Origin of the sequence: Methanofollis ethanolicus (assembly GCF_001571385.1) — an archaeon.
Lineage (GTDB): Archaea > Halobacteriota > Methanomicrobia > Methanomicrobiales > Methanofollaceae > Methanofollis > Methanofollis ethanolicus.
On the sequence record NZ_BCNW01000001.1, the window covers coordinates 604,997 to 627,824 of the forward strand.

The window sequence follows — 22,828 nt, forward strand, 5'->3', positions numbered from 1 at the left end:
CCCCCTCTCTTCTTCATGGGCAGATACCTCTTCAACCCCTTCAGCATCCTCATGGTGGCGTTTCTCTTCGTCGCCCTGCTGGTGCTGATCCCCCTCCTCTTCCTGAGCCTCATCGGCTCGGCATTTGCAAAACTCGGTTTTCCGCCGGGAACGGTCATCCTGCTCCTCCTGCTCACCCTTGTCGGGAGCCTCGTCAATATCCCGGTGACGAAGGTGCAGGGCGGGCCGGTGCGGATGGAGAAGGAGTTCAGCCCCTTCTACGGCTGGGTCTACCGCATCCCCGAGGTGGCGCCGGAGACGGTCGTCGCCATCAATGTCGGCGGGGCCCTGATCCCCCTCCTGATCTCGTTGTATCTCATGTACGAGTCGGTGGTCGTCTCAGGGGGCTACACGGTCCTCATCCTCGCCCTGATCGGGGTTGCGGTCGTCACTGCCGTCACGCACCATGTGGCTCGCCCCGTCCCCGGCCTTGGTATCGCCACTCCCTTCTTCGTCCCGCCCCTTGCCGCGCTCGTGACGGCCCTCGTCCTTGCCGGTTTTGCCGGGAGTCCCGAGGCGGCGGTGATCGCCGCCCCGGTCATCGCCTATATCTCGGGTACCCTCGGCACCCTCCTCGGCGCCGACCTCCTCAACCTCGGCCGCCTCGGCGAACTGGGCGCACCGATGGTGAGCATCGGCGGCGCCGGCACCTTCGACGGCGTCTTCCTCTCGGGAGTGCTCGCGGCCTTCCTGGCATGAGGAGGATTGGTTTTTTCTATTTTCTGGCTTTTTAGAAACCCTCGCGTTGAGTGATCACTTCACGAAGAGAACTCTGGAGATTCTCTGGTCTGCAGTGCCTGTGCCGGGGGACTACAGCGAAGACCTAACGGCCTTCCTGACCTCACTTCGTTCGCAGCCACTGAACTTTGCGTTCCGGATAGGGGAGTACATCGGCCCGAGCATGGGGATCTCTCCAGAGCCTTTTTTCTGATCGATATTTCACGGCCGGTACGTCTGGAACAGTGCGTCGAAGACAGGCACCTGCTCCGCATAGAGCCGCGGGTCGTTCTCCTTGTATTCGAGACTTGTCTCGACCGCCGGGTGCGCCGAGATGAAGGGGATGACGGTGGCGAAGTCCAGTCCGCCTTCGGGGTGGTTGATGGGGAGGTGCTCGTCGGTGACCGACCCCCTCCTGCTGTTCGAGAGGTGGAAGAGGCCGAGGGGGAGGTCGTCGAAGGGGGCGAGGAGGTTGGCATAGGGTATGCCGAGATAATTTGCCGTGCAGAAGAGGTGGGCGAAGTCCAGGCAGAACCCTCTCACCCTGCCGCCGGCAAGGGTGAGGAGTTCCTCCGCCGTGTTCCCGAGGAGGGGGTAGCCCGCATAGACCGCGGGGAGGTTTTCGAGGATGAAGCGCGGGTCGAAGTGGCCGTCCAGAAAGGCGGCGAAGGTCTCCTCCGCCTCCTCCCTCCGGCCGGGCAGGTGCCGCCCCGCGTGGAGGACGATCTGTCTGGCGCCGGTGACGTCCGCCGCCTCCGCCGTCAGGGCCAGGGCCTCCTCCGTCCACCTCTCGATCTCCGCGGGAGGGCGGTCGTCGTAGGCCGTCGGTGCACAGGGGTTCACCCCGTGGCCGTGGTGGGGGGCGTGGATGACGATGGGGACGCCGGCATCTGCGATCCTCTCCATGTCGCGCCTGAACGCCGCCCTCTCCGCCGGGATCACCTGGACCTGCACATGGTCGATCTGCCCCTCCCGATGCATCGCGGCAAGCGCGGAGAATGTCTTTAGATCGTCGGAGCGTACCCCGGCGCCGATGCGGTACAGCCTTTTCATGCCTGATCATGGCATCCGCTCAGGGATGAGTGTTTTGAAAAAGGAGTAGCCCGGAGCAGATTCGAACTGCTGTCGGGGGATCCAGAGTCCCCCATGATTGACCGCTACACTACCGGGCTATGCGCCTTATTCTGTTTTTCTTCGGGATAGAAAAAGGTGACGGTCCGGTTCAGACCGACCGTGCCCGCGGGCACTTCCCGCAGGCCCGGCAGACCTCGGGTATCGGAGATATTTCCGTGCCTTTATTGCAGAACGGAGTGATGTCGTTGCTGTCCCTGACAAAGTAGATATGCGGCACCAGGGAGATGTGGGTGTAGGCCCCGCAGGGGAGGCCGAGTGCGTCCGCGATCATCTTCTGGAGGTGTGCGAGCGCGAACATGTTCGCCCCGGCCGCGGAGAGCATGTCGTTGCTCCTGAAGACCACCTTCATCAGGAGTTTTCCGTCCCGCACCACGCACTGGACCAGCTGGAGGCAGGGGCAGTCGTGCAAGTCCTCGTCCACCGGCGGGTTCCAGGTGACGGCGACGGCACGCCTGCTCTGCGGGGCCTCCTTCAGTTTCCGTATGATGTAGCCGACCTGGTCGGCATGGACGCCGGCACCTTCCTTCGCGAGGCCCTGCCCCCAGTCGCAGAGTCTGCTGTGGTAGTCGTACTCGAAGACCGCGTCCGAACCATGGAGGAGGGCGTCGGCATAGGAGTCCAGGAACCGGCGCTGAAAACGCGAGTGCCCGCTCGCCATCGGTTCGGCGAAGGGGTCCTCGACGGTGACCGCCGTCTCCTCGAACTCCACCGTCGCCTCACCGTCCTCGGTCTCAAGCACGTACCCTTTTTCCAGGATCATCTTCACTACGAGTTCATGCGCCCGCCCCAGGGTGGGGGCCCTGATCACTCTCATGGAGAAGAGTAGGCAGGCAGGGTTACTGAAGATTGTGTCTTTGCTCCCTGACCTGCCTGCATTGCGTGTGGAGCGGTTGGCTTTTGCGGGCCCGATGATGTGATTCCTGAGGATTCGCAAAGAATTTGAAATTACGGCCTGCTTGAGGCGTCTGACAGGCGTCACCCGTCCCGTGCAACCACAAAGGATATATTAAGTGTTACACTAATAATGTCGTATATTCCGGCAATCGGAGTATTGGACATGGTGAACCCGTATTCGACATGTGTCGAACCTGGTTTGTTGTGCCCACCACGTTTACGTTAAAGGAGGAAATGCATGAAGAGTACATCTAAGATGATGGTCGTTGCCGCCGTCTTCCTTGTAGCCGCCGCCATGTTTGTCATGCCGGCCGCCGCGAGGACTGCGGACCAGATCAACAGCGGTGACACCATCTTTCTCTATGAAGAAAGCCTGAACCTGACGCCAGTTAATGGCACAGCGTTCTCGAAGCTTGTTCACTATACGAACGACGACACCACGACCGGTATCGACGTGACCCTTAACGTCGCCAATTCGAGTGCCTTCAGTCTCATGGAGGACGTCGCGGCGAAGGTCGGCACCAAGACCGGTCGCTACTTCGTGAGCGATGTGGACAGCGGGAAGTACGTCTACATTGAGAAGCCGGCAGTCGAGCTGAAGCCCGTCCTTGCCGACTCTCACTCCGACTCGATCGCGGGCAAGACCGTGACCTCGAACTCGAAGATCGCCTTCCAGCTGATTGCCCCCGATGTCGGTGGGAACCTGGTGAACTCTCCCTCTACCTACGCCACGGTTAACATCGAGATCACCACCCCGAGCGGCGGTATCGTCAAGACGCTCGGCGGTGTTAAGCTCTCCGGTATCAACCTCACCTCGTCCAACCAGTACACCGGCGCTATCGATCTCGGTGCAGAGGACCTTGAGTCCGGTACCTACACGGCAGTGGCAAAGTGGGCCAAGCCGACCGGCTTTGACAACTTTGCAGAAGACTCCAAGGCTGTCAGCTTCACCATCACGACCGACAAGCTCTCCCTCGCTGCCAGCAAGGAAAGCGTTGTCAGGGGCAAGTCCTTCACCGTGACCGTCACCGGTGACAGCAAGAAGGAATACTTCCTGTACATCAAGGACGCCGGCGTTGCGGACAACAAGTACCCGCTCCTCGCCGCTAACCAGCCCGGTGTCGGCGCTGCTAGCGCTCCGATGCTTGCCCTGACCACTGAAAAGGCCAGCGCTCCGGGCACCAACGCGTCTGTCACGACCAAGGCTGACGGCACCCGGACTGTCGAGTTCAGGACCACCGCCAGCACTGAAGACAAGACCTACACCTTCAAGGTGATGGAGAACAAGACGACCAACGCCAAGGACGACGACGTCAAGGTGAAGGTCGAGAAGGGTGCAGTCACCATTACCGCCGAGGGTGCGGGCTCCTACTACTTCGGTGAGGAGATCAAGCTCTCCGGTACCAACACCGAAGGCAAGAAGGTCTACCTCTTCCTCGTCGGCCCCAACCTGGGCGACGGCAATGGTGTGAACCTTATTGACGTCAGCAAGAAGTCCAGCGCCGGTATCGCCGGCTTTGTTGAGGAAGCCGTCGAGTCCGACGACACCTGGGACTACACCTGGAACACTGGCGACATCCAGAATGGCGTCCTCAGTGAGGGCAGTTACACGGTTTACGCCGCTAGCCAGCCCCGTGCAAAGGGCAACCTTTCGAATGTTGAGTACGCGACCATGTCCGTCAACCTGAGGAAGGGCTTCATCACCGGTGCCACCAACGTCAACACCCTCGCGAAGGGTGACGACCTGAAGATCACCGGTACCGCGGAAGGCAAGCCGTCCAACATCTATGTCTGGATCTTCGGCAAGAACTTCTACGGTCAGGACTCCAACAACCCCCAGGCCTCTGAGTCTGTCGAGGACGACGGCACCTTCGAGTACAAGCTCGAGGACACCGACAACCTCGCAGCCGGCCAGTATTTCGTCATCCTCCAGCACCCGATGGCCAAGACCGGACCGGGTAACGATGTCTACTGGGATACCGCCAGCCAGAAATTGGTGGCTCCGGGCCAGACCGATGTCGCACTGAAGAACCTGCAGGCCTCCGATGCGGCGACCGCACTCATCAACGCCATGGACTCGTCCAACGTTGACGACACCTACACCAAGCTCACCTTCATGGTTCAGGAAGCCTGGGTCAGGATCGACAGCATCGGCGACAAGTCCGTCGGTTCGAAGTTCACCGTCACCGGCACCACCAACCTCGCCATCGGCGACGAACTCACCGTCGACGTCACCTCCGCGGCTTTCGGCGCAACCCAGAAGACCGAGTCTTCCGGTTTCAGCGGCAAGTCCGGCACTGTGAAGGTCATCGAGGGCACTGACGCCAACACGTGGTCCTTCGAGGTCGACGCCACCAACTTCAAGCCCGACCAGTACCAGGTCAAGGTTGAAGGCATCGACGTCGCCGACGCGACCGCCACCGCCACCTTCAACGTGATCGAGGGCCCGGTCTCCCCGACCGTCACCCCGACCGGCGCTGCGACCACTGTGCCGCCGACCCAGACCGCAACCACCACCGTCCCGGCCACCACCCCGACTCAGCCCGGCTTCGGTGCGCTGATCTCCCTGATTGGCCTCGGTGCAGTTGCGTTCCTGGTCATGCGCAGGAACTAATCCCCCCTTTTTTTTGCGTCTCTCTTCTATTCTCGCTCCCGTTTCATTCCGGCGCTCTGCCGAATCGCTCCTGAAACGGAGTTTCAAGCGGTTTTTTGAAAGCCTCCTCTGGTGGCTTTCATGGTAAGTCCTCATGCTGTGGTTGCTGCCTCTCCCTGATCGCAGGAAGAATGTAGGATCCCCTGCCTTTCTCATATCATTCGTTAGGGACTAAATCGAATGTCTTTGACTCTCTATATCTCACTTCATTTGCACACGAGTATGGGGGGGCAAGGCACCCCTGGAACCAGTGCTTCTGAACAGGAATTCGAGAGTAACCTCTCCAGGAAGCATTCTATGCGAGGATCAAAGGAGTCAATTTCAACGGGTTTTTCTGTCAGGAATGCCGATACCCTGTGAACTACCCCGCACCTGTTTGGGCGTGGCTTCCTGCTTCATGGACAATACTTGCATCACAGAGATGTGATGGAGAGGTATTGTCACCACAGCACGGGAAATCGAAGATTTCCCCGGCTGGGAAATGCTCTGCATTTCCACAGGCTCAAAGGGCTGTTCCATCCCCAAGCGGTGAATATTCACCGCGGCATTGTAATCTCGATCGGCAACAAACCCACAGTATGGACATTCGTGGACTCTCTCGGAGAGCGTCTTTTTCACGATGATACCACAGTTCGAGCACATCTGCGACGTATTCCGGGGATTGACTTTGATGAGTTTCGTACCAGCACTTTCAGCCTTGTACGCAAGATAAGAATAGAACCGTCCCCATGAAGCATCGTGGATACTCCTGTGCAGCCCTGTAGGGTTGCCTTTCTCCTTCAGATCCTTGATATTCAGGTCTTCAACACAGATCGTTGCATAGGTATCAACATACCCCCGGGAGAGTTTGTGCAGAAAATCTTTTTTCTGATTCGTGATATGATCATAGATCTCTTCCAGTCTGCTCTTTGCCTTCTTCCAGTTCTGCGAAAATCGTTTCTTCCGGGCAATGCTCTGTTGCAACTTCTTGATCCGGTCAAGTGAGTGCTCATAGAACCGGGGGTTCTCGATCACTGCACCGTCACTATCGACTGCAAACGAGTTCAGACCGACATCGATCCCAACAGACCGTCCTTCACGTTTTGATCCGGAAGCCTCCTGCTCTGCCTGAATGATCACGTACCATCTATCACCTGAACGGGTGATCAGAACACCTTTCACCTTCCCGGTGTATGATCGGTGCATGTTGAACGGAATTGTCCCGATCTTTGAGAACGTGATCGTGCTGTGTTCACGGTCGATCTTGAACCCGGACTGTTGTAGTTGAGTGTCCGGTACCGGAATGTGCTCTTGAACCGGAGTTTGCCTATCTTCCGTCCTTTCTTCTGTGTATGTGACAGTGTGGCAATGTTGCTCCAGAGGGTATAGTTCACCATCTGGAGCACTTTGGAATATACCTCTTTCAGTGCAGGATTCTCGTCTTTCAACGTGACGATCCGCGCCTGCGTTTTCTGCATCTTCGGAGTGATCCCATTCTCTCGTGCAGTGTTGCACTCTTCAAGAAGATTGTTATATAACCACCTGCAGGTACCGAGTGCAGCATCCAGCCGTGTCTCAACGGTTACGTCTGGATATGCTCGATACTTGTAGGAAAAGAGCATCGACAGTATCATATCCACCCACTCATAAGATATACCTGTTCTATGCGTGGCGAAGGTGAAGACCGGTGGATCCGCTTCACATCAAATCGGAAATGTGCCTGACGGGTCTAACCCCCTTTGGTTGTGCGGTGGTATCTCCAGTCCGTTGACTGGTGACCGTGCACTTCCAAAGGAACTGTACATGGGTATCTCTCTCCGGTGGTGCACACTTCCCACTCCTCCCTCTTCACCCCCACAATTTAAACAAGACAGGAGCATCATTATCCATGAAACTCGTAACCAGGCTGATCGACATCGCCCACCGCGGTGTCCTCCTCCACGCTGCCGATGCACGTGAGGTCAGCGTGCGGGACGGCGACCGCGTCGAGGTGAAGAACCGGGTCACCGGCGAGTCGGTCTCCGCCTTTGTCGACACCACCGCTTCCCTCATCGACCAGGGTGTTATCGGCGTCTACCGGCAGACCCAGCGGCAGATCGACGTCCTTGACGGCGCCGAGGTCGAGGTGCGGCCCGCAGACCGCCCGGCCTCCCTCGACTACATCAAGAAGAAGATGGACAACCAGCGCCTCTCCAAGGAAGAGACCTACGCGATCATCAGGGACGTCGTCGGCGACGTCCTCTCCCCGGGCGAACTCACCGCCTACATCGTTTCCACCTACACAAACCCTCTGGACATGGACGAGGTGGAATACCTCACGCGGGCGATGGTGGACACGGGCGAGCACCTCCGCTTCCCCTCGTACCCGATCGTGGACAAGCACTCGATCGGCGGGGTGCCGGGCAACAAGATCACCCTCCTTGTCGTCCCGATCGTCGCCGCCGTCGGCCTGAAGATCCCGAAGACAAGTTCGCGGGCGATCACCGGCGCCGCAGGGACGGCCGACCTCATGGAGGTGCTCGCCCCCGTGGAGTTCACCGCCGCCGAGGTCCAGCAGATGACCGAGAAGGTGGGAGCGGTGATCGTCTGGGGCGGGGCGACGAACATCGCCCCGGCCGACGACCGGTTCATCGCCGTCGAGTACCCCTTCAAGATCGATGCACGGGGCCAGATGCTCGCCTCGGTGATGGCAAAGAAGTTCGCGGTCGGCGCGAACCTTGTCGCCATCGACATCCCGGTCGGCGAGCACACCAAGGTCCCGACCGTCGAGGAGGGGAGAAAAATGGCGCGTGAGTTCATCGACCTCGGCGAACGCCTGGGCATGCGCGTGGAGTGCGCCCTCACCTACGGCGAGTCCCTTGTCGGCCACACTATCGGCCCGAAACTCGAAGTGAAGGAGGCGCTCTCTGTCCTCGAAGGTGCGAAAGAGCCGAACTCCCTCATCCAGAAGAGCCTCTCCCTTGCCGGCATCCTCCTGGAGATGTCGGGGAAGGCGGCACCCGGCCAGGGCTATACGGTGGCCCAGGAGACCCTCGCTTCAGGAAAGGCCCTTGCAAAGATGAAGGAGATCATCAGGGTGCAGGGCGGCAACGCCGACGTGACCGCCGAGGAGATCGTCCCCGGCGAGTTCCAGTTCGTCGTCAATGCCCCGACGAGCGGGTATGTGGTCGAACTGAACAACAAGGCCCTCATCAGCCTCGCCCGGGCCGCGGGCGCACCGCAGGACCCGGGCGCCGGGGTCTCTGTCCATGCAAAGAAGGGGACACAGGTCCGGGTCGGCGAACCTATCTTCACCGTTTATGCCGACCGGAAATGGCGCCTCCAGAAGGCGCTCGAAGTCGGCCGCCAGTTGATGCCGGTCGTCGTCGAGGGGATGCTCCTCGACCGCGTCCCCGGGAGACACTGGGGACCTGAAGGTGAATTCCATGGTATGTAAACTACGTTTCCTGACGATTGCCGTCCTTGCCCTCCTCCTCTGCGGCACTGCCGTGCAGGCGTCCACCCTCGTCGATGTGACGGTGAAGGACGCGGACGACGGCACCTCTCTCAAAGGGGCGACGGTCTATGTCGACGGCAGCGATGAAGGCACCACGAACTCGTACGGCGAGGTGTCCTACCGGCACTCGAAGTCCAGTCGGTACACCCTGAAAGTGACGAAGTCGGGCTACAAAGAGTGGTCGAAACGCATCGACGCCGATGAAACCTCGGTGACGGTGCAGATGGACAGGGACACCCTTGACCTGAAGATCACCGTCTATGACGCCGACACATTTCTCTCTGTCTCAGGTATCCGTGTCGAGATCACCAGCAAGGAAGACAGTGAAAGGGAGTCTGAAAAGACCGATTCGACAGGTCTTGCCACCTTCGAGGTGAAGGCGAACAAGGACTATACGGTCACGATCGACGCGGACGGGTATGATCTCCTGCAGCGGGATATCGAGGTCGACGACGAGGCCGAACCCGTCCAGTTCTGGCTCTATCCCGAGGGCAGGTTCGCCTTCCGGGTGCTTGATGCCAAGGACCATCTTCCGGTCGTCAATGCCACGGTGAAGGTCGGCGGGACGGTGCGGGGGACAACAGGCAGCGACGGTTTCGTTACCACGGTCGTGGATACGGACAGGCAGTATCTTGTGGAGGTGACCCACCCGGCGTACAGCGACTACCGTCAGGAGGTGTCTCTCCAGGAGAATGCTGTCCGCACCGACATCTTCCTCTCGAAGTCCACGTACCCGGTCTTCATCTCCGTCTATGACGCCGCGAAGGCCCCGCTGGCCGGAGCGAGCGTCTCTGTCGACGGAAAAAATGTCGGTGAGACCGATAATTACGGACGGTTCAGCCTTGAGTCGGTGGTGGCGGGCACGCATTCCGTCGAGGTGAGCGCTCCCGGCTATGTCTCCTGGCAGGGGACATGCGATTCCCGTGAGCAGAAGGCCGACCTCGTCGCCGAACTGGTGCCTGTCTCTGTTCCTGTTGTGGTCATCGTCGGGAGTCCCGACCACAAGCCCCTTGCCGGCGTGGCAATCGGCGTGGATGGGGCGGCCCGGGGTGTCACCGGGGCGGACGGAACCCTGAAACTCGACCTTGCGCCCGGCAGTTACAATGTCTCGGGAATGTTCGACGGCTACAAACCCACATACCTGGTGCAACAGGTCCCGGTCGGTTCCTCGGGTGAGTCCTGCTCCCTCACGATGCAGCCTTCCGGCCTTCCTCTCGGCATCATCGGTGTGGTCGCGGTCATCCTCGTCCTTGTGGCGGTCGCCGGTGTGGTCGTAGCAGGGAAGATGCGGACGCCAACTCGCCGCACCCACAGGCCCGGTCGGCGTGGCGGTTTCTAAACATTCTATTCCCCTTTTTTGGATCCGGGAGAATTTTTTGGCATTGCAGTGCTGGCTCTCTCAATCGCCGGCAATGAATTATATTACTTTCTCTTTTTTAATCCTTCATTTCTTCGGATCATCCCAATTATGCCATTATTAATCTATCTTTTTGAATATCGGACTATATTTTCAAGATAATATGAATCGTCCTGTTTTATATGGGGATCGGGTCTGTACATACCTGAGGGAGAAGATATGTCGATACAACGTTTCGGAATACTCCTTTTTGGCGTGCTGTTCCTCTTCTGTGTCGGAACCGCTGCTGCGGAGCCCCAGATGCACCTCCAGACCGGTACTGCATGGCTTGTCGCCGGCAGTGACGGCACGTCGACGGTCACGTCGACGGTGACCGATAGCGATGGGGCGCCCCTTGCCGGGCAGAGCGTCGCGTTCTCCTGTGACCCTGCGCTGGGTACGGTGTCCCCGTCCACGCTGACGACAGGTACCGACGGCACGGCAACGGCGACATTCAGGGCCGGGACGCGGAGCGGCACGGCGACGATCACGGCGACGTCCGGGTACCTCGACGAAAACGATGTCCCTCAGACTGTTTCTTCGTCCTGCGACCAGATGATCGACCACGCAACCCCGTACAGGCTTGCAGCCCTCGAGTACGAGAGCGAGATCACGGTCGGGTCCACGACCGCGATCGTCCTTGCGATGGAGGATCGGTACGGCAACCGCGTCGACGCCCGGAAGGTTGCCGAGACCGTCCGCTTCCAGGTGGGGTCGCCCGGCGGCCGTGCCGGGACCTCCGACGGCAGCGATTATGCCGACGACGTCGTCCTTCCTGTGGACGGGAACGGGGATGTGACGGCCGACTTCAGGGCCGACCAGACGGCCGGCGAGAACATCGTCTATGTCTCCTTCCCCGGCACCATCCCCGCCGCCACTCTCACCATCTACGGCCTCGGCAATGCCGCCGCTGCCTCAATGACATCGTCGGTCGCCCCGTACGCCGACCCCGTTCCCTGGGTCCCTGCCGATGGGGCGAGCAGGTTCACCATCACCTACACCCTGAAGGACGCCTACGGCAACCCTGCCGGGGGGCGTGCCATCCATGTGGAAACCTCCCTTTCTGATGAAGACCCGAAGGTCCTGACCTCGAACTCCGATGGCATTGTCATGTTCACCTACGGGCCGAAGGAGTCCACCGGCACGGTGACGATCACGGCGAGTCTGAAGGACGACCCTTCTGTGACCTGCTCACAGACAGTCGAGTTCACGAACACGGCCCCGGTGAACATGCTCCTTTCGGCAAACCCCCAGTCCATGCCGAGTCGAGACGTGAAGGACGACATGACCGCGGAGATCAGGGCGAAGGTCATGGACGAGAAGGGCAACCGTGTCATGGGTGAGACCGTCACGTTTTCCCTTTCCAGCATCAACACGGCCGGGTATACCGCCACCACACCCCCCGAACTGGTGGAGGCGTCGGCGACCACGGATGGGGACGGCTATGCCGTCGTCCATTTCCGGCCCGGTGCCTTCACCCGCGATCCTTCTGATCCTGCCTACAGCAACACGGCCACCGGGACCTGCGAGGTCGTCGCCGTGTGGGGCGACGTCAGCCGCACCCTCCCTCTCACCTGGAAGAACTATCCCTACCTCTCTGTCTCCACCGCGGTCGACCCCGAGACCGTCGAGGTGAACGGGACGGTGAACGTCACCCTCGCCCTCAAGGGCGACGGCTGGGCGTTGCAGCCCGACCCGATCGATGTGGTGCTCGTCGTCGACAGGTCCGGGAGCATGCTCTACGACAACCCCGACCGCATGCACTCGGTGAGGGAAGCGGCAAAGCAGTTTGTCGGCAGCATGTCGTCGGACCGGGATCGTGTTGCGGTCGTTTCCTTCGGGAGAAATGGATACATCAGTCGCCCTGGATCAAGTTCCGGGATCTCAACGAGTTATATCAACAACAATTATGTGTGCCCGGTCACCTACAGCGACTATGCCACGGTCGATTCCGATCTTTCCAGCGACGCTGCTGCTGTCGATACGACACTCGACTCCCTGGTCCCGGATCACGGCACTCCCATGCGTCACGGTCTTTACAAGTCTGTCAGCGAACTTGTATCTGACGGGCGGGACGACGCGGTGAAGGCAATCGTTCTGCTCTCCGACGGGGACTACAACTGGTATGGCGACCCGCTGGCCCGGGGATACCAGGGTAGCTCCACTCCTACGTATTACAACGATCCCGACAGCAGGTACTACTATTATTCCGGCCTCTCGCATGCCGAGCAGAATATGGCCACCTATGCGCTGGACCACGATATCAAGATCTACTCGATCGGTTATGCGGATAGCATATCCTCCGGCGGCAGGAGTACGCTCCGGACCCTTGCCGAGACGACGGGCGGAAAATATTACGACGGCGATGCCGCGAATATCAATGAAGTGTACAGTCAGATCGCCGGCGACCTCAAGACGGAGGCGGGCGTGGACACCATGATGGACCTCTCCTTCGAGAACGTCGAGGTGAACGGTGTCTCTGTCCCGGGCGATGACGTCTTTGCCTACCAGTACATCCCCGGTGTCTCGACGAATATCGCGAGCTGGATCGACAATGAGACCGGCCACTACGACCCTGTCCCCCTCCACACCGAGGACCAGACGGCCGACTGGGAGGACGACCAGAGCCTCCACTTCGCCATCGGCACGGTCCGCCTCGGCCAGACATGGACGACCTCCTACACCCTCACGGTGCTGAAAGACGGGAACATCAATGTCTTCGGCCCGGGCTCGACGATCTCCTTCAACGGCGGCGCCGAGTCCCTCACCCTCCCCGACACCTTCCTCACCGCCGTCCCCGACCTGAACAGCACCGGGATCATGAACGCCACCCTTGACCTCGTCGAACCTCTCCAGCGTGTCGGTTCTGGTCCGGTCACCGACTTCCTGAAGGTGGGGTGGCAGTTGAACTACACGGGCAACTATACGGCCACCCAGTGGCTCTCCTACTCCACCGACAGGGGGAAGACCTGGACGCCCTTCCTGACGATGACGCCCAGGCCTGCAGGCGAGCGTGACGAGGTGGCAAGTCTTGACATTCGCTCTCTTGCCGCCGGCAGGTATCTGGTCCGCGTCGATGCGACGGCGCCCGACACCCGCAGCGACAGAATACAACTCATCGATGAGATCACGGTTGGTGACCTCCAGTCCAACAAGATCAGGCTGGAATAACTTTTTTTTGTCTGCTCCCGCTGTTGCATCTCCTTTCTATTTCTGCAATTGATCCGAAAAAAATCATTTTTTTGATAGTATCTCTTTTTTTTGTAGTCTATTTTTCTTTTTAGAATGTCTGGAGATCCTCCAGATATTTTTGGGGCGTATTGATCGTCGTATTGTATCGCAAGGTTAATCAATCATGGCGGATTTTATGGATCTTCGGTGGCAAGGGTATGCGAATATCATGTTCATGGATTGTGCTGGTGGTTTTCCTCCTCCTCTGTTCGGCACCGGCCGCTGCTGATGCAGAGATCACTCTGAATACAGACCCCACATGGCTTGTCGCGGGAAGCGGGGACTCGTCGACGATCACAGTGACGACGACCGATGAGACGACGGTCGTGCTCTCCTGCGATCCCGCGATGGGCACGGTCACGCCGTCCACAGTGACGACCGGCACCGACGGCAAGGCGACAGCAAAGTTCACTGTAGGGGAGAAGAGCGGGGACGCGACGATCACGGCGACGGCGCTGAATCCCGATGGCACGGTGGCGGCGGAGAACACGGTCGTCCAGAAGGTCGACCATGCGGGGCCGTACAAACTCGCCCTCACGGACTACAGGAGTGAGGCGACGGTGGGATCAGAGGTGCCGATCGTCCTTGCGATGGTGGACTACTACGGCAACCGCATCGATAACCTGCGGGAAGTGGCGGAAGGCAGGGATGCCGAGTCTGTTACCTTCTCTGTCGGGTCTCCGGGAGACTCTGCTGTCTTCCTTGTCAACGGCAGTGTAACCGGCGATACCACTGTCTGCCCGGTGGACGGGGGAGGAAATGTGACGGTGACCCTCCGGCTTGCGAGAAAAGCCGGGGAGAACATCGTATTCGTAGACCTGCCATCTCCGATCCCCGATGCATATTTCACATTCTATGGTCTCAGTGACGCTCCTCCCGCTTCGATCACCTGTGCTGTCTCTCCAGACGGCACACCCCTCCCGTGGGTCTATGCCGACGGCAAGAGTACATTCACCATCACCTGCACGCTGATGGATGCTGACGGTAACCCTTCGGTCAACCGGTCTGTCTATGTGAGCACCTCCCTCCGCGATGAGGAGAAGACCCTTCGTTCCAATGACGACGGTCGGGTCATGTTCACCTACGGGCCGAAGGATAAGATCGGGATGGTGACGATCACGGCAACCTCGGCGGACAACTCTTCGGTGACCTGTTCGCAGACTGTCGAGTTCACGAGCACAGATCCTGTGGACATGATCCTCACCGCCTCTCCGCAGACCATGCCGAGCCGCGATGTGAAGAACATGACCGCCGAGATCAGGGCGAAGGTCGTGGATGTGAAGGGCAACCCTGTCGATGGGCAGACGGTCACGTTTTCACTCTCCAATATCGATACGGAAGGGTATACTGCCACGGCATTACCCGAACTGGTGGAGACGTCGGCGGTCACGAACAAGAACGGCTCTGCGATTGTCCATTTCAGGCCCGGGGCCTTTGTTCAAGACCGCAAAAACAAAACTTCGGCAACCGGCACCTGCAAAGTCATAGCCCGGTGGGGTGACGACGTCGAAGACCTCACTCTCACCTGGAAGAACTATCCCTACCTCTCGGTCTCCACTGCGGTCGACCCCGAGACCGTCGAGGTGAACGGGACGGTGAACGTCACCGTCAGCCTCAGGGGAGACGGCTACGCCCTCCAGCCCGACCCGATCGATGTGGTGCTGGTGATCGACCGATCGGGTAGTATGCTCTACGACGACCCGGATCGCATGCACTCAGTGAGGGAGGCGGCAAAGAAGTTTGTTGACAGGATGACCACGAACGATAAGGTGGGGCTCGTCACCTTCGGGAGAAATACAGGCTCAGGGAATCAGATCGACGTTCCCGGGGAAAGTTCGTTTGATCGTCCTTCTTACTATATTGACAACGCCTACCATATTCCCAAAAAATATCTCGACTACGCGACCGTCGACCTGCCGCTCACCGATGCTCTCCCTTCGGTGAAAACAGAACTCGACAATATTGTCCCGGACTCTGGAACCCCCATGCGTGCGGGACTGTATAAGTCAATAAAAGAACTTACTGATTCTGGAAGTTCAAAGCCTGATCCAGATGCTATCAAAGCGATCATTGTCCTTTCGGATGGGGACTACAACTGGTATGGCGACCCCCTGGCACGGCGCTATGGTTACACAAAATATAATCCTGAACAATATGAGGATCGCGATAGGGACTACTATAAATACAGCGATCTCTCCTCTTCTGAACAGAATATGGCGGTCTATGCCAAAAATCACAGTATTAAGATATACTCAATCGGGTATGCGGACACCATCTCAGATGACGGCAAAAAGACCCTGCAAAAACTTGCCGAGTCCACGGGCGGGAAATACTATGATGGAAGTGCCGCCAACATCGGTGCCATCTATACGGCCATCGCCGGCGAACTCAAGACCGAGGCCGGCGTGAACACCACGATGGACATCTCCTTCAAGGGCGTCGAAGTGAACAACGAGATTGTGAACGGTGACGCGGTCTTTACCTACCTCCACATCCCCGAAAAATCCACCTATATCGACACCTGGATCGACAACGCGACACCTCCGTATGTCCCTCCCCATAATCCATCGTACCCCTACACGGAGGACCAGACTGCCGACTGGAACGACGACCACAACCTCCACTTCAACATCGGCACCATCCACCTGAACCAGACCTGGACAGCCACCTACACCCTCGCGGTTCTCAGGGACGGGAACATCAACATCTTCGGTCCGGGCTCGACGATCTCCTTCGATAACGGTACTGAAACCCTCGCCCTCCCGAGAACCTTCATCACCGCTCTCCCCGGCCTGAACAACACCGGCATTAACACCTCGTACCTCTGGGTCAGTGAACCCTCCCGTGTTGAGTCGGGCCCGATCACCGACTTCCTGCGGATGAAATGGAGCCTCAACTACACCGGTAACAAGACCGCCACACAGAAACTCTTCTACTCCACCGACGAGAAGAGGACGTGGGTCGGTTTCGCGACACTGTCCCCGCGGCGGAAGGGCCTGTGGGAGGAAGAGGCCGCGCTCGACGTCCGCGCCCTCCCGGCGGCGCAGTACTGGATACGGGTCAGGGCCGCCGCCCCAGATGCACCACCAGCAGGAAATGAAACGTCAGTATCTTTCTTCGTTGGCAATACCACTGCAAAGAAGATCAGACTGCAATAATCTTTTTTTGAAAATCAGAAAAACGGACCCAGCGGGAATCGAACCCGCGTCCCTGGGTTCGAAGCCCAGAAGGATGTCCTCTACCCCATGGGTCCAGAGCAACCGGAGCGTCGGCGGCGTCCATTCACGGGCCGCAAAACTCCCGATTTAGAAGGAAATGGATGAATTGTACAGTGGTATATATCATATCACAAGTTATTAAGCATTTTCGAGGACCATCCCTATAGAATATGATCCTCTCTTCCGCTGAGATCCGGTCCCGCCTCGGAGCAGACGATACGAGGACGCGGCTTGTCATCACCCCCTTCGGCGACGCCTCCCTCCAACCCGCCTCGTACGACCTGCGGGCTGGCGCCGACATCTCCCTCCCGCCGGGAAAGTGCACCCTCGTCCCGAGCCTTGAGCACGTGGAGATCCCGGCGGACGTCGCCGCCACCCTGCGGTGCCGGTCAAGTTACGCGCGCCGCGGCCTCCTCCTCGGCGGCGGCTTCGTCGACCCCGGCTTCCGGGGACAGCTCACCCTCTGCCTCACCAACATGGGCGAGACTACTGTCGACCTTGCAGCCGGCGACCGCGTCGTCCAGATGATCCTCCATGACGTCGGCGACGGGGCCGGCACCTACAACGGGCGGTACCAGGACAGCACCGGGGTGGTCAGGGCACGATGAGCGGGATCAGGACAGAGAGGAAGTGCATCGAGATCCTCAGGCTCCTCAAGGAACACCCCGAACCGATGGGGGCGAAACGCCTCTCCGAACTCATGGCCGAGCACGGCTTCGTCCTCTCCGACCGTGCCGTCCAGTACTACCTCCGCTCCCTCGACGAGATGGGCTTTACCGAGAAGATCGGAAACCGGGGGCGCATCCTCACGCCGAGCGGCACCGCCGAGATCGAAAACGCCCTCGTCGGCGAACGCATCGGCTTCGTCATCTCCAAACTCGAAAGACTCGCCGTCAGGACGACCTTCGACCCCAGGAGCGGCACCGGCGACGTCGCCTACAACCTCTCCGTCGTTCCTGACGCCGAAGTCGACCGCGTCAGGAAAGCCTTCGACGCCGTCCTCGCCGCAGGGTGCGGGTTCTTCGACGCCTACGGCATCACCACCAGCGACCCCCGCATACCCGCCGGCCATACAGGCTTCATGACCGTCTGCTCGGTCACGATGGACGGCGTCTTCCAGAGACAGGGCATCCCCGTCGAGATGAAGTATGGCGGCAGGATCGCGATCCGCAAGGACGAACCGACGCAGTTCCTCGATCTCCTCGCGTATCGCGGCACAAGCATCGACCCCCTCCAGCTCTTCATCGCCGCCGGCCTCACCTCGGTCCATGCCTATGTCACGTCCGGCGACGGCATCGCCCTCGCCAATATCAGGCAGGTACCCCTCCCCGCACAGGACAAAGTGGAGGAGATCGTCGCGACCATGCGGTCGGCCGGGTTCGTCTTCCCTCTCACGACCGGAGAACAGATCTTTAACCTTCAGAGAGACCCGTACCGCCTCTCCATCGCCTCGTTTTCCGGCATGAACCTCATCGCCCATGCCGTCGAAGAGGGCTGTTCCATCAGGACCGAAATCGGCGCCGGGAACATCCCCTTCTCCCGGATCATATAATCCAGTCGATGCTGTCCTGACTCTCTTCTTCTTCCTCGTCCTGTTTTTTTGTCTCCGGGCCCGTGATCTTTCCGCGCCCCGGCTCGATCTCCTTCGGCATCTGCTTCGGGGCCAGGTGCATCCCGCCCCTCAGGACATCGTCGATCGGCCGGGTGCCCGGATCATTCAGGAGCACCGCATCCTTCCCCGGGAGTTCGTCCTTCGCCTTCTTCACGACCCATTTCAGGCTGACCTTCTCCCCGGAGAGGACATCGTCCTTTGCCGCCGGGATCGCCTCGACCCTGAAACCTGTCTCCTCGATCTCCTTCGGTTTTTTCACGGCCGAAAACTGCCCCCCGATCCCGAGAGTCGAGTCCTTCGGAGCCTGGGGAAGACCGACAGAGGTCATCCGGGTCATATCCCCGGGCGTCTGTTTCTTCGCGCCGGGCACCACCACGGCCCCCTCATCGCCTCCGGTTTTTTTCAGGTGATCACTGGAGAGGTGGATCCGGAGTTTCCCGTCTTCTCTTTCCTTCTTCCGCTTCTGTCCTGCGATTGCGATCATGTCGTCCTTTTCTTCCGTCATCTCCATTCCACCTCCTCCCGGTGCAAGAGGATCTCTTCCCGAGTACCCCGTGAAAAAAGCTGCCTCCGCTTCCGCATCTTCATCGACGTCCGCGGGCCTCTGCCCCCCGGCCTCGACCGCCGCTTCCCTGGCCGCTTCTTCCTCCAGTTCCTGCCTGTACTCTTCCCTGTGGACCTTCAACTCGTCGATCCTGGGTACATTCCGCACCCCGGCAAGAACGACGATGATCCCGACGAAGCGGGTATTTTTGATCGGGTAGTCGCCCGAACGCATCTCAAGGCCGGCGATGCTCCGGTCGATCCACTTCCTGACCGTGACAAATCCCCTGATGCTCAACTCTCTGTCAGGCCCGGCAATGAGGACCAGCGCCTTTTCGGCACTCGTGAGGTCGCACGGCACGGATATCTCCTCATATACCGCCTTCTTTGCGAGGGAAACGATCCGTGCCGCCCGCTTCTTGGACCCCTCCATATAATTGCGGGCCGAGCTCCACCGTGTCAGAAATTCGAGAGGGCCAAGGGGGAGACGTTCGGCAGCGTAGCCGACGGCCACGATCCCCGTGCCGCTGAGGGTGTTGAGCACCTCCCCGGCGTCGAGGACGAGTTCGCCCACATCGAGGCCTGATTCATTGAACTCCCCTGCACGCAGGAGGAGCCCGATCCTCCGGGCGACCTCGTCGTTCAGCAGGGAATACATCCTGCGGGGGTTCATGAATGGGCCCCTCCTTCCTGCGATCTTCGACGAAAACCCGGTCCGGCCCGGTTCGTCCCCGGAGCGGACCCGTCCCACCCAGGTCTCATTGTCGAAGACGATCGTGCCGTCCACGAGTCCGGAGATCATCTCCAGATCGTCTGCGGCCTTGGCGGCCCGTTTTAAACCCTCATCCCTGCACGGCAGGGTGACCACGGCAAATATCGGCTCGACGAAGGACTGGCGCAACTGCGGGATAATCTGGGGGAGAGTATCGATCATTGTCCCCCCGAGACCCGTGATCACCATGATGGCGTCGATCTCGACGGTGTCCACCTTCTGGATGCAGGTCATCACCTCTTCGATATCGACGACCGTCTCGACATCGAAGGTGAAGGACGGATCGATCGGCGGGAAGAATAACTTGGACTCCTCGGGAAGGTGCTCGAGCTGGATAAGCGTATTGGAGTCGTAATCGATCACGAGTGCGTTCATGCAGAGGACCTTGCTCCTCCGGTCGTGATCGTAGAGCCTGTCCACGATCCTGCTGCCTGCACCCCCCAGTCCTATTGCCAAGACCCGCATGTATTCTCTCTCCGCCCCGTTTCGGGCGGGCGGCACCCTCCGTCACCGGTTGGTCTGCCCTGCACCTGACCCACATGCCGGGAACACGTTTTCCCCCCCTCTGCATCGCACCTTTCTGGAAAAAGAATGGATGCCTGGTGCGTGCCCCCGGATCATTCGCGGACGGCGGCCGGGTTCCGGTTGCGTACTCTCTTGGGTATTTGTGCTGATGATCATAAATACTTCTCTTTTGGCGTTTCGCCCGTTCCTCCGCGATAGGGAAACAGTTGAGGCACTATATCCATTTGATACCTCTATCTCAAGTAGGAAGCGTTTATTTTTCTCTCTTCTCAGGGCAAATGATAATACTTTTATCTTTGTGCGATAACTACTCTCTCTGAGGTGAAATGCCTTGAGTTATGGAATTGAATTTGTGCCAGGCAACATTAACGTCAAGCAGGTCGTGAAATACGTCAAGCTTGCCGAGTCCAAGGACATCGACTACGCGTGGATCACCAACCACTATAACAATCGCCACTGCTACCCCACCCTCGCCATGATCGCAGCGAACACCGACTCGATCAAGATGGGCCCGGGTATCATGAACACCTTCACCGACACCCCGGCGGCAATTGCGTCCTTCATGTGCACGCTGGACGAGATCTCCGACGGCCGTGCAGTCCTCGGTATCGGCCCCGGCGACCTTTCGACCCTTCCGAAGCTTGCGATTGCGGGTGGGAAGCCCGTCGCTCGCCTGAAGGAGGGTATCACCCAGATCCGCCGCCTCTGCAGCGGTGAAGAGATCAAGAAGACCGGCGACATGGAGTTCTTCGACTACGACGGTGCCAAGCTCACCGGCGTCCAGCTCCCCGGCAAGAAGGGTATCCCCGTCTACATCGGTGCTCAGGGCCCCAAGATGCTCGAGCTCGCCGGTGAGATGGGCGAAGGTTCCCTGATCAACGCCTCCAACCCGAAGGACTTCGAGATCGCCATCCCGATCATCAAGAAGGCTCAGGAAGCCGCAGGCCGGAAGAAGCACGATGTCGGTGCGTACACCGCCATGTCCATCGACCAGAACGAGAAGAAGGCCCGCAACGCCGCAAAGATCGTCGCCGCCTTCATCGCCGCGGGCTCCCCGCCGGCACTTCTCCAGCGCCACGGACTTGACCTGAACAACGTCGCCAAGATCAAGGACGCCCTCGGACGCTTTGACTTCAAGGCGGTCGGCGGCCTCGTCGGCGACGCCGAGATCGACGCCTTCACCATCGCCGGTACCCCGGACATGGTCAGGCAGAAGTGCGACGACCTCAAGGCGGCCGGTGTCACCCAGATCATCTTCGGGTCCCCGCTCGGCCCCGACATGACCAACTCGATCCGCCTCCTCGGCAAGTACGTTGTCTGAACCCGACTGCAGGTCTCCTGCAGCAATATTTTTTGGGGGATATCCCTATCCTCCATTTTCCATCCACCGCTAACGCCTCAAAGAGGTGCTTTTATCACGTCCTCACCCCTACCGGAGGATGGAGGTATGTTTTCCGTCGACGAGTATGCGGGTGGCAGGATTCAGGTCCGCCGGGAGGCCCTGACCGGAATCGCGTCGCGCATCTCCCCCGAGCGGATCGGCCGGAACCTCGACCTGCCCTATGCCGGTGCGCCTTCTGGAGACTGTCCCTTCTGTCCTGATCGTGTGGAACGCGAGACCCCCACCTTTACCGACGGCACCCGGATCCTCCGGGGCGAGAGTGTCACCTTTCCGAACCTCTACCCTTTTGCCGACTGGCACCTCGTGACCGTCATCACCCGTGCCCATACCGTCGAGCGCTTTACCGTCGACCAGGTCGCCGATGCCCTCTCTGGACTGCTGGACGGGGTGAAGGGACGGGGAGGTTACATGTCGCTGAACTGGAATTATCTCCCCTCTGCCGGTGCGAGCATCGCCCACCCCCATCTCCAGGGCATCGCCGACCCCTGCCCCACCTCCCTCCAGGGCCGGTACCTCGCGGCGAGCCGGGCATACTGTCGGGAGCACGGTCGGTCGTACTGGGCCGACTTCATCGAAGAGGAGGCCGCCACCGATCGTTTCCTCTTTGAAGACGCGTTCCCCTGGTTTGCAAGTGCCGTGCCGATTGGAGAGCGCGAGGTGCGGGGCATCCTGCCGGCCTCCTCCCCCGCCGATATCGGGCCCTGCATCCGCCCTCTGGCGCGGGGGATCCTGCGGGTCATCGACTGTTATCGCTCCCTCGGCACGCGCGCCTTCAATATGGCCCTGTACTGCGGGACACCCGACGATGCCGACTCTTTCTCCGCCGTCTGCTCCATCATCGCGCGGCTCAACCCGAACCCGTCTTCAATGACCGACTCGGCCTTCATGGAACGCCTCCACTTCGAGCCGGTGGTGATGACCCTCCCCGAGGAGTTCGGCCGGTACTTCCGGGAGAACGGGTGCTGAGGGGGATGCCCGACGGCGAGGCGCAAAACCCTCTGGCTTTCGAGATATCCGGGGGCTGCGACCGAAGGGAGCATGAGAAGACCATCAGGTCTTCGAGGTGCGAGTGTCAGCGAGTTTGAGAAAGTCGAAGACTTTCGATGCAGTCCCCCGGCTCAGATTGTGGGGAAGGCAGTAGGTCGGCGCTCTTCACTGAGGGACTACTCGAAGATCTGCCGTCCGTGGCAGTTCGGAGATCTGCTCGAACAGGATAT

The 22,828-nt window shown here is 59.5% G+C and carries 15 protein-coding genes and 2 tRNA genes; 10 read left to right on the forward strand and 7 right to left on the reverse strand.

Annotation, left to right across the window (positions count from 1 at the left end; genetic code table 11):
- Positions 1-15: 15 nt before the first annotated feature.
- Positions 16-738, forward strand: coding sequence for a DUF1614 domain-containing protein (locus tag MEFOE_RS03105; RefSeq protein WP_067048138.1), 723 nt, complete (start codon positions 16-18; stop codon positions 736-738).
- Positions 739-978: 240 nt separating this feature from the next.
- On the opposite strand, the gene MEFOE_RS03115 is transcribed toward MEFOE_RS03105, so the two are convergent.
- The 3 genes from MEFOE_RS03115 to MEFOE_RS03125 form a co-directional block, all read right to left on the reverse strand.
- On the reverse strand, positions 979-1,809 hold the full coding sequence (locus MEFOE_RS03115; RefSeq protein WP_067048144.1) for a TIM barrel protein: 831 nt from the start codon (positions 1,807-1,809) through the stop codon (positions 979-981).
- Between the two features lie 46 nt (positions 1,810-1,855).
- Positions 1,856-1,928, reverse strand: a tRNA-Gln gene (locus MEFOE_RS03120).
- 50 nt (positions 1,929-1,978) lie between these two features.
- Positions 1,979-2,704 carry a thymidylate synthase gene (locus MEFOE_RS03125; RefSeq protein WP_067048147.1) on the reverse strand — a complete coding sequence of 242 codons (726 nt, stop codon included), beginning with the start codon at positions 2,702-2,704 and terminating at the stop codon, positions 1,979-1,981.
- 318 nt (positions 2,705-3,022) lie between these two features.
- Here MEFOE_RS03125 and MEFOE_RS03130 point away from each other — a divergent pair, with 318 nt between their 5' ends.
- Positions 3,023-5,398: an MEMAR_RS02690 family S-layer glycoprotein gene (locus tag MEFOE_RS03130; RefSeq protein WP_083523306.1), complete on the forward strand. Its 2,376-nt coding sequence runs from the start codon at positions 3,023-3,025 to the stop codon at positions 5,396-5,398.
- A gap of 360 nt (positions 5,399-5,758) precedes the next feature.
- Here MEFOE_RS03130 and MEFOE_RS03135 read toward each other — a convergent pair whose 3' ends face one another.
- Together MEFOE_RS03135 and MEFOE_RS14345 are read right to left on the reverse strand one after the other, a co-directional pair.
- Positions 5,759-6,679: an RNA-guided endonuclease InsQ/TnpB family protein gene (locus MEFOE_RS03135; RefSeq protein ID WP_235809641.1), complete on the reverse strand. Its 921-nt coding sequence runs from the start codon at positions 6,677-6,679 to the stop codon at positions 5,759-5,761.
- On the reverse strand, positions 6,595-7,050 hold the full coding sequence (locus tag MEFOE_RS14345; RefSeq protein WP_328585457.1) for a helix-turn-helix domain-containing protein: 456 nt from the start codon (positions 7,048-7,050) through the stop codon (positions 6,595-6,597). Before MEFOE_RS14345 ends, MEFOE_RS03135 begins: the two co-directional genes overlap by 85 nt.
- Before the next feature lie 254 nt (positions 7,051-7,304).
- On the opposite strand from MEFOE_RS14345, the gene MEFOE_RS03140 reads away from it, so the two are divergent.
- The 4 genes from MEFOE_RS03140 (at position 7,305) to MEFOE_RS03155 (ending at position 16,697) form a co-directional block, all read left to right on the forward strand.
- On the forward strand, positions 7,305-8,852 hold the full coding sequence (locus tag MEFOE_RS03140; protein ID WP_067048152.1) for an AMP phosphorylase: 1,548 nt from the start codon (positions 7,305-7,307) through the stop codon (positions 8,850-8,852).
- The gene (locus MEFOE_RS03145) at positions 8,842-10,251 is read left to right on the forward strand and encodes a carboxypeptidase regulatory-like domain-containing protein (RefSeq protein WP_067048155.1); all 1,410 of its coding nucleotides are present in this window, start codon (positions 8,842-8,844) and stop codon (positions 10,249-10,251) included. Before MEFOE_RS03140 ends, MEFOE_RS03145 begins: the two co-directional genes overlap by 11 nt.
- Positions 10,252-10,488: 237 nt before the next feature.
- Positions 10,489-13,479, forward strand: a complete 2,991-nt coding sequence (locus tag MEFOE_RS03150) for an Ig-like domain-containing protein (RefSeq protein WP_067048158.1) — start codon at positions 10,489-10,491, stop codon at positions 13,477-13,479.
- A gap of 218 nt (positions 13,480-13,697) precedes the next feature.
- Positions 13,698-16,697 (forward strand): VWA domain-containing protein, encoded by a 3,000-nt coding sequence (locus MEFOE_RS03155; RefSeq protein WP_083523307.1) that lies wholly within the window; start codon positions 13,698-13,700, stop codon positions 16,695-16,697.
- A 23-nt stretch (positions 16,698-16,720) separates the two neighbouring features.
- Here the strand turns inward: MEFOE_RS03155 and MEFOE_RS03160 are convergent.
- A tRNA-Arg gene (locus MEFOE_RS03160) sits at positions 16,721-16,792 on the reverse strand.
- Positions 16,793-16,927: 135 nt separating this feature from the next.
- Between MEFOE_RS03160 and MEFOE_RS03165 the strand changes: the two genes are divergently transcribed.
- Positions 16,928-17,365: a dCTP deaminase gene (locus tag MEFOE_RS03165; RefSeq protein ID WP_067048163.1), complete on the forward strand. Its 438-nt coding sequence runs from the start codon at positions 16,928-16,930 to the stop codon at positions 17,363-17,365.
- Positions 17,362-18,309 carry a DUF128 domain-containing protein gene (locus tag MEFOE_RS03170; RefSeq protein ID WP_067048165.1) on the forward strand — a complete coding sequence of 316 codons (948 nt, stop codon included), beginning with the start codon at positions 17,362-17,364 and terminating at the stop codon, positions 18,307-18,309. The genes MEFOE_RS03165 and MEFOE_RS03170 overlap by 4 nt, the downstream gene beginning before the upstream one ends.
- Here MEFOE_RS03170 and MEFOE_RS03175 read toward each other — a convergent pair.
- Positions 18,302-20,149: a tubulin/FtsZ family protein gene (locus tag MEFOE_RS03175; RefSeq protein ID WP_083523487.1), complete on the reverse strand. Its 1,848-nt coding sequence runs from the start codon at positions 20,147-20,149 to the stop codon at positions 18,302-18,304. The two genes, MEFOE_RS03170 and MEFOE_RS03175, sit on opposite strands and share 8 nt — an antisense overlap.
- Positions 20,150-20,540: 391 nt before the next feature.
- On the opposite strand from MEFOE_RS03175, the gene MEFOE_RS03180 reads away from it, so the two are divergent.
- Positions 20,541-21,530 carry a 5,10-methylenetetrahydromethanopterin reductase gene (locus MEFOE_RS03180; protein WP_067048172.1) on the forward strand — a complete coding sequence of 330 codons (990 nt, stop codon included), beginning with the start codon at positions 20,541-20,543 and terminating at the stop codon, positions 21,528-21,530.
- 126 nt (positions 21,531-21,656) lie between these two features.
- The gene (locus MEFOE_RS03185; protein WP_067048179.1) at positions 21,657-22,577 is read left to right on the forward strand and encodes a galactose-1-phosphate uridylyltransferase; all 921 of its coding nucleotides are present in this window, start codon (positions 21,657-21,659) and stop codon (positions 22,575-22,577) included.
- The last annotated feature ends 251 nt before the right edge of the window (positions 22,578-22,828 follow it).

What these genes read in the sequence shown, in the direction of transcription:
- MEFOE_RS03105 (WP_067048138.1), top strand. Translation starts at nt 16, where the DNA reads ATGGGCAGATACCTCTTCAACCCCTTCAGCATCCTCATGGTGGCGTTT.
- MEFOE_RS03115 (WP_067048144.1), bottom strand. Translation starts at nt 1,809, where the DNA reads ATGAAAAGGCTGTACCGCATCGGCGCCGGGGTACGCTCCGACGATCTA.
- MEFOE_RS03125 (WP_067048147.1), bottom strand. Translation starts at nt 2,704, where the DNA reads ATGAGAGTGATCAGGGCCCCCACCCTGGGGCGGGCGCATGAACTCGTA.
- MEFOE_RS03130 (WP_083523306.1), top strand. Translation starts at nt 3,023, where the DNA reads ATGAAGAGTACATCTAAGATGATGGTCGTTGCCGCCGTCTTCCTTGTA.
- MEFOE_RS14345 (WP_328585457.1), bottom strand. Translation starts at nt 7,050, where the DNA reads ATGATACTGTCGATGCTCTTTTCCTACAAGTATCGAGCATATCCAGAC.
- MEFOE_RS03140 (WP_067048152.1), top strand. Translation starts at nt 7,305, where the DNA reads ATGAAACTCGTAACCAGGCTGATCGACATCGCCCACCGCGGTGTCCTC.
- MEFOE_RS03145 (WP_067048155.1), top strand. Translation starts at nt 8,842, where the DNA reads ATGGTATGTAAACTACGTTTCCTGACGATTGCCGTCCTTGCCCTCCTC.
- MEFOE_RS03150 (WP_067048158.1), top strand. Translation starts at nt 10,489, where the DNA reads ATGTCGATACAACGTTTCGGAATACTCCTTTTTGGCGTGCTGTTCCTC.
- MEFOE_RS03155 (WP_083523307.1), top strand. Translation starts at nt 13,698, where the DNA reads ATGCGAATATCATGTTCATGGATTGTGCTGGTGGTTTTCCTCCTCCTC.
- MEFOE_RS03165 (WP_067048163.1), top strand. Translation starts at nt 16,928, where the DNA reads ATGATCCTCTCTTCCGCTGAGATCCGGTCCCGCCTCGGAGCAGACGAT.
- MEFOE_RS03170 (WP_067048165.1), top strand. Translation starts at nt 17,362, where the DNA reads ATGAGCGGGATCAGGACAGAGAGGAAGTGCATCGAGATCCTCAGGCTC.
- MEFOE_RS03175 (WP_083523487.1), bottom strand. Translation starts at nt 20,149, where the DNA reads ATGCGGGTCTTGGCAATAGGACTGGGGGGTGCAGGCAGCAGGATCGTG.
- MEFOE_RS03185 (WP_067048179.1), top strand. Translation starts at nt 21,657, where the DNA reads ATGTTTTCCGTCGACGAGTATGCGGGTGGCAGGATTCAGGTCCGCCGG.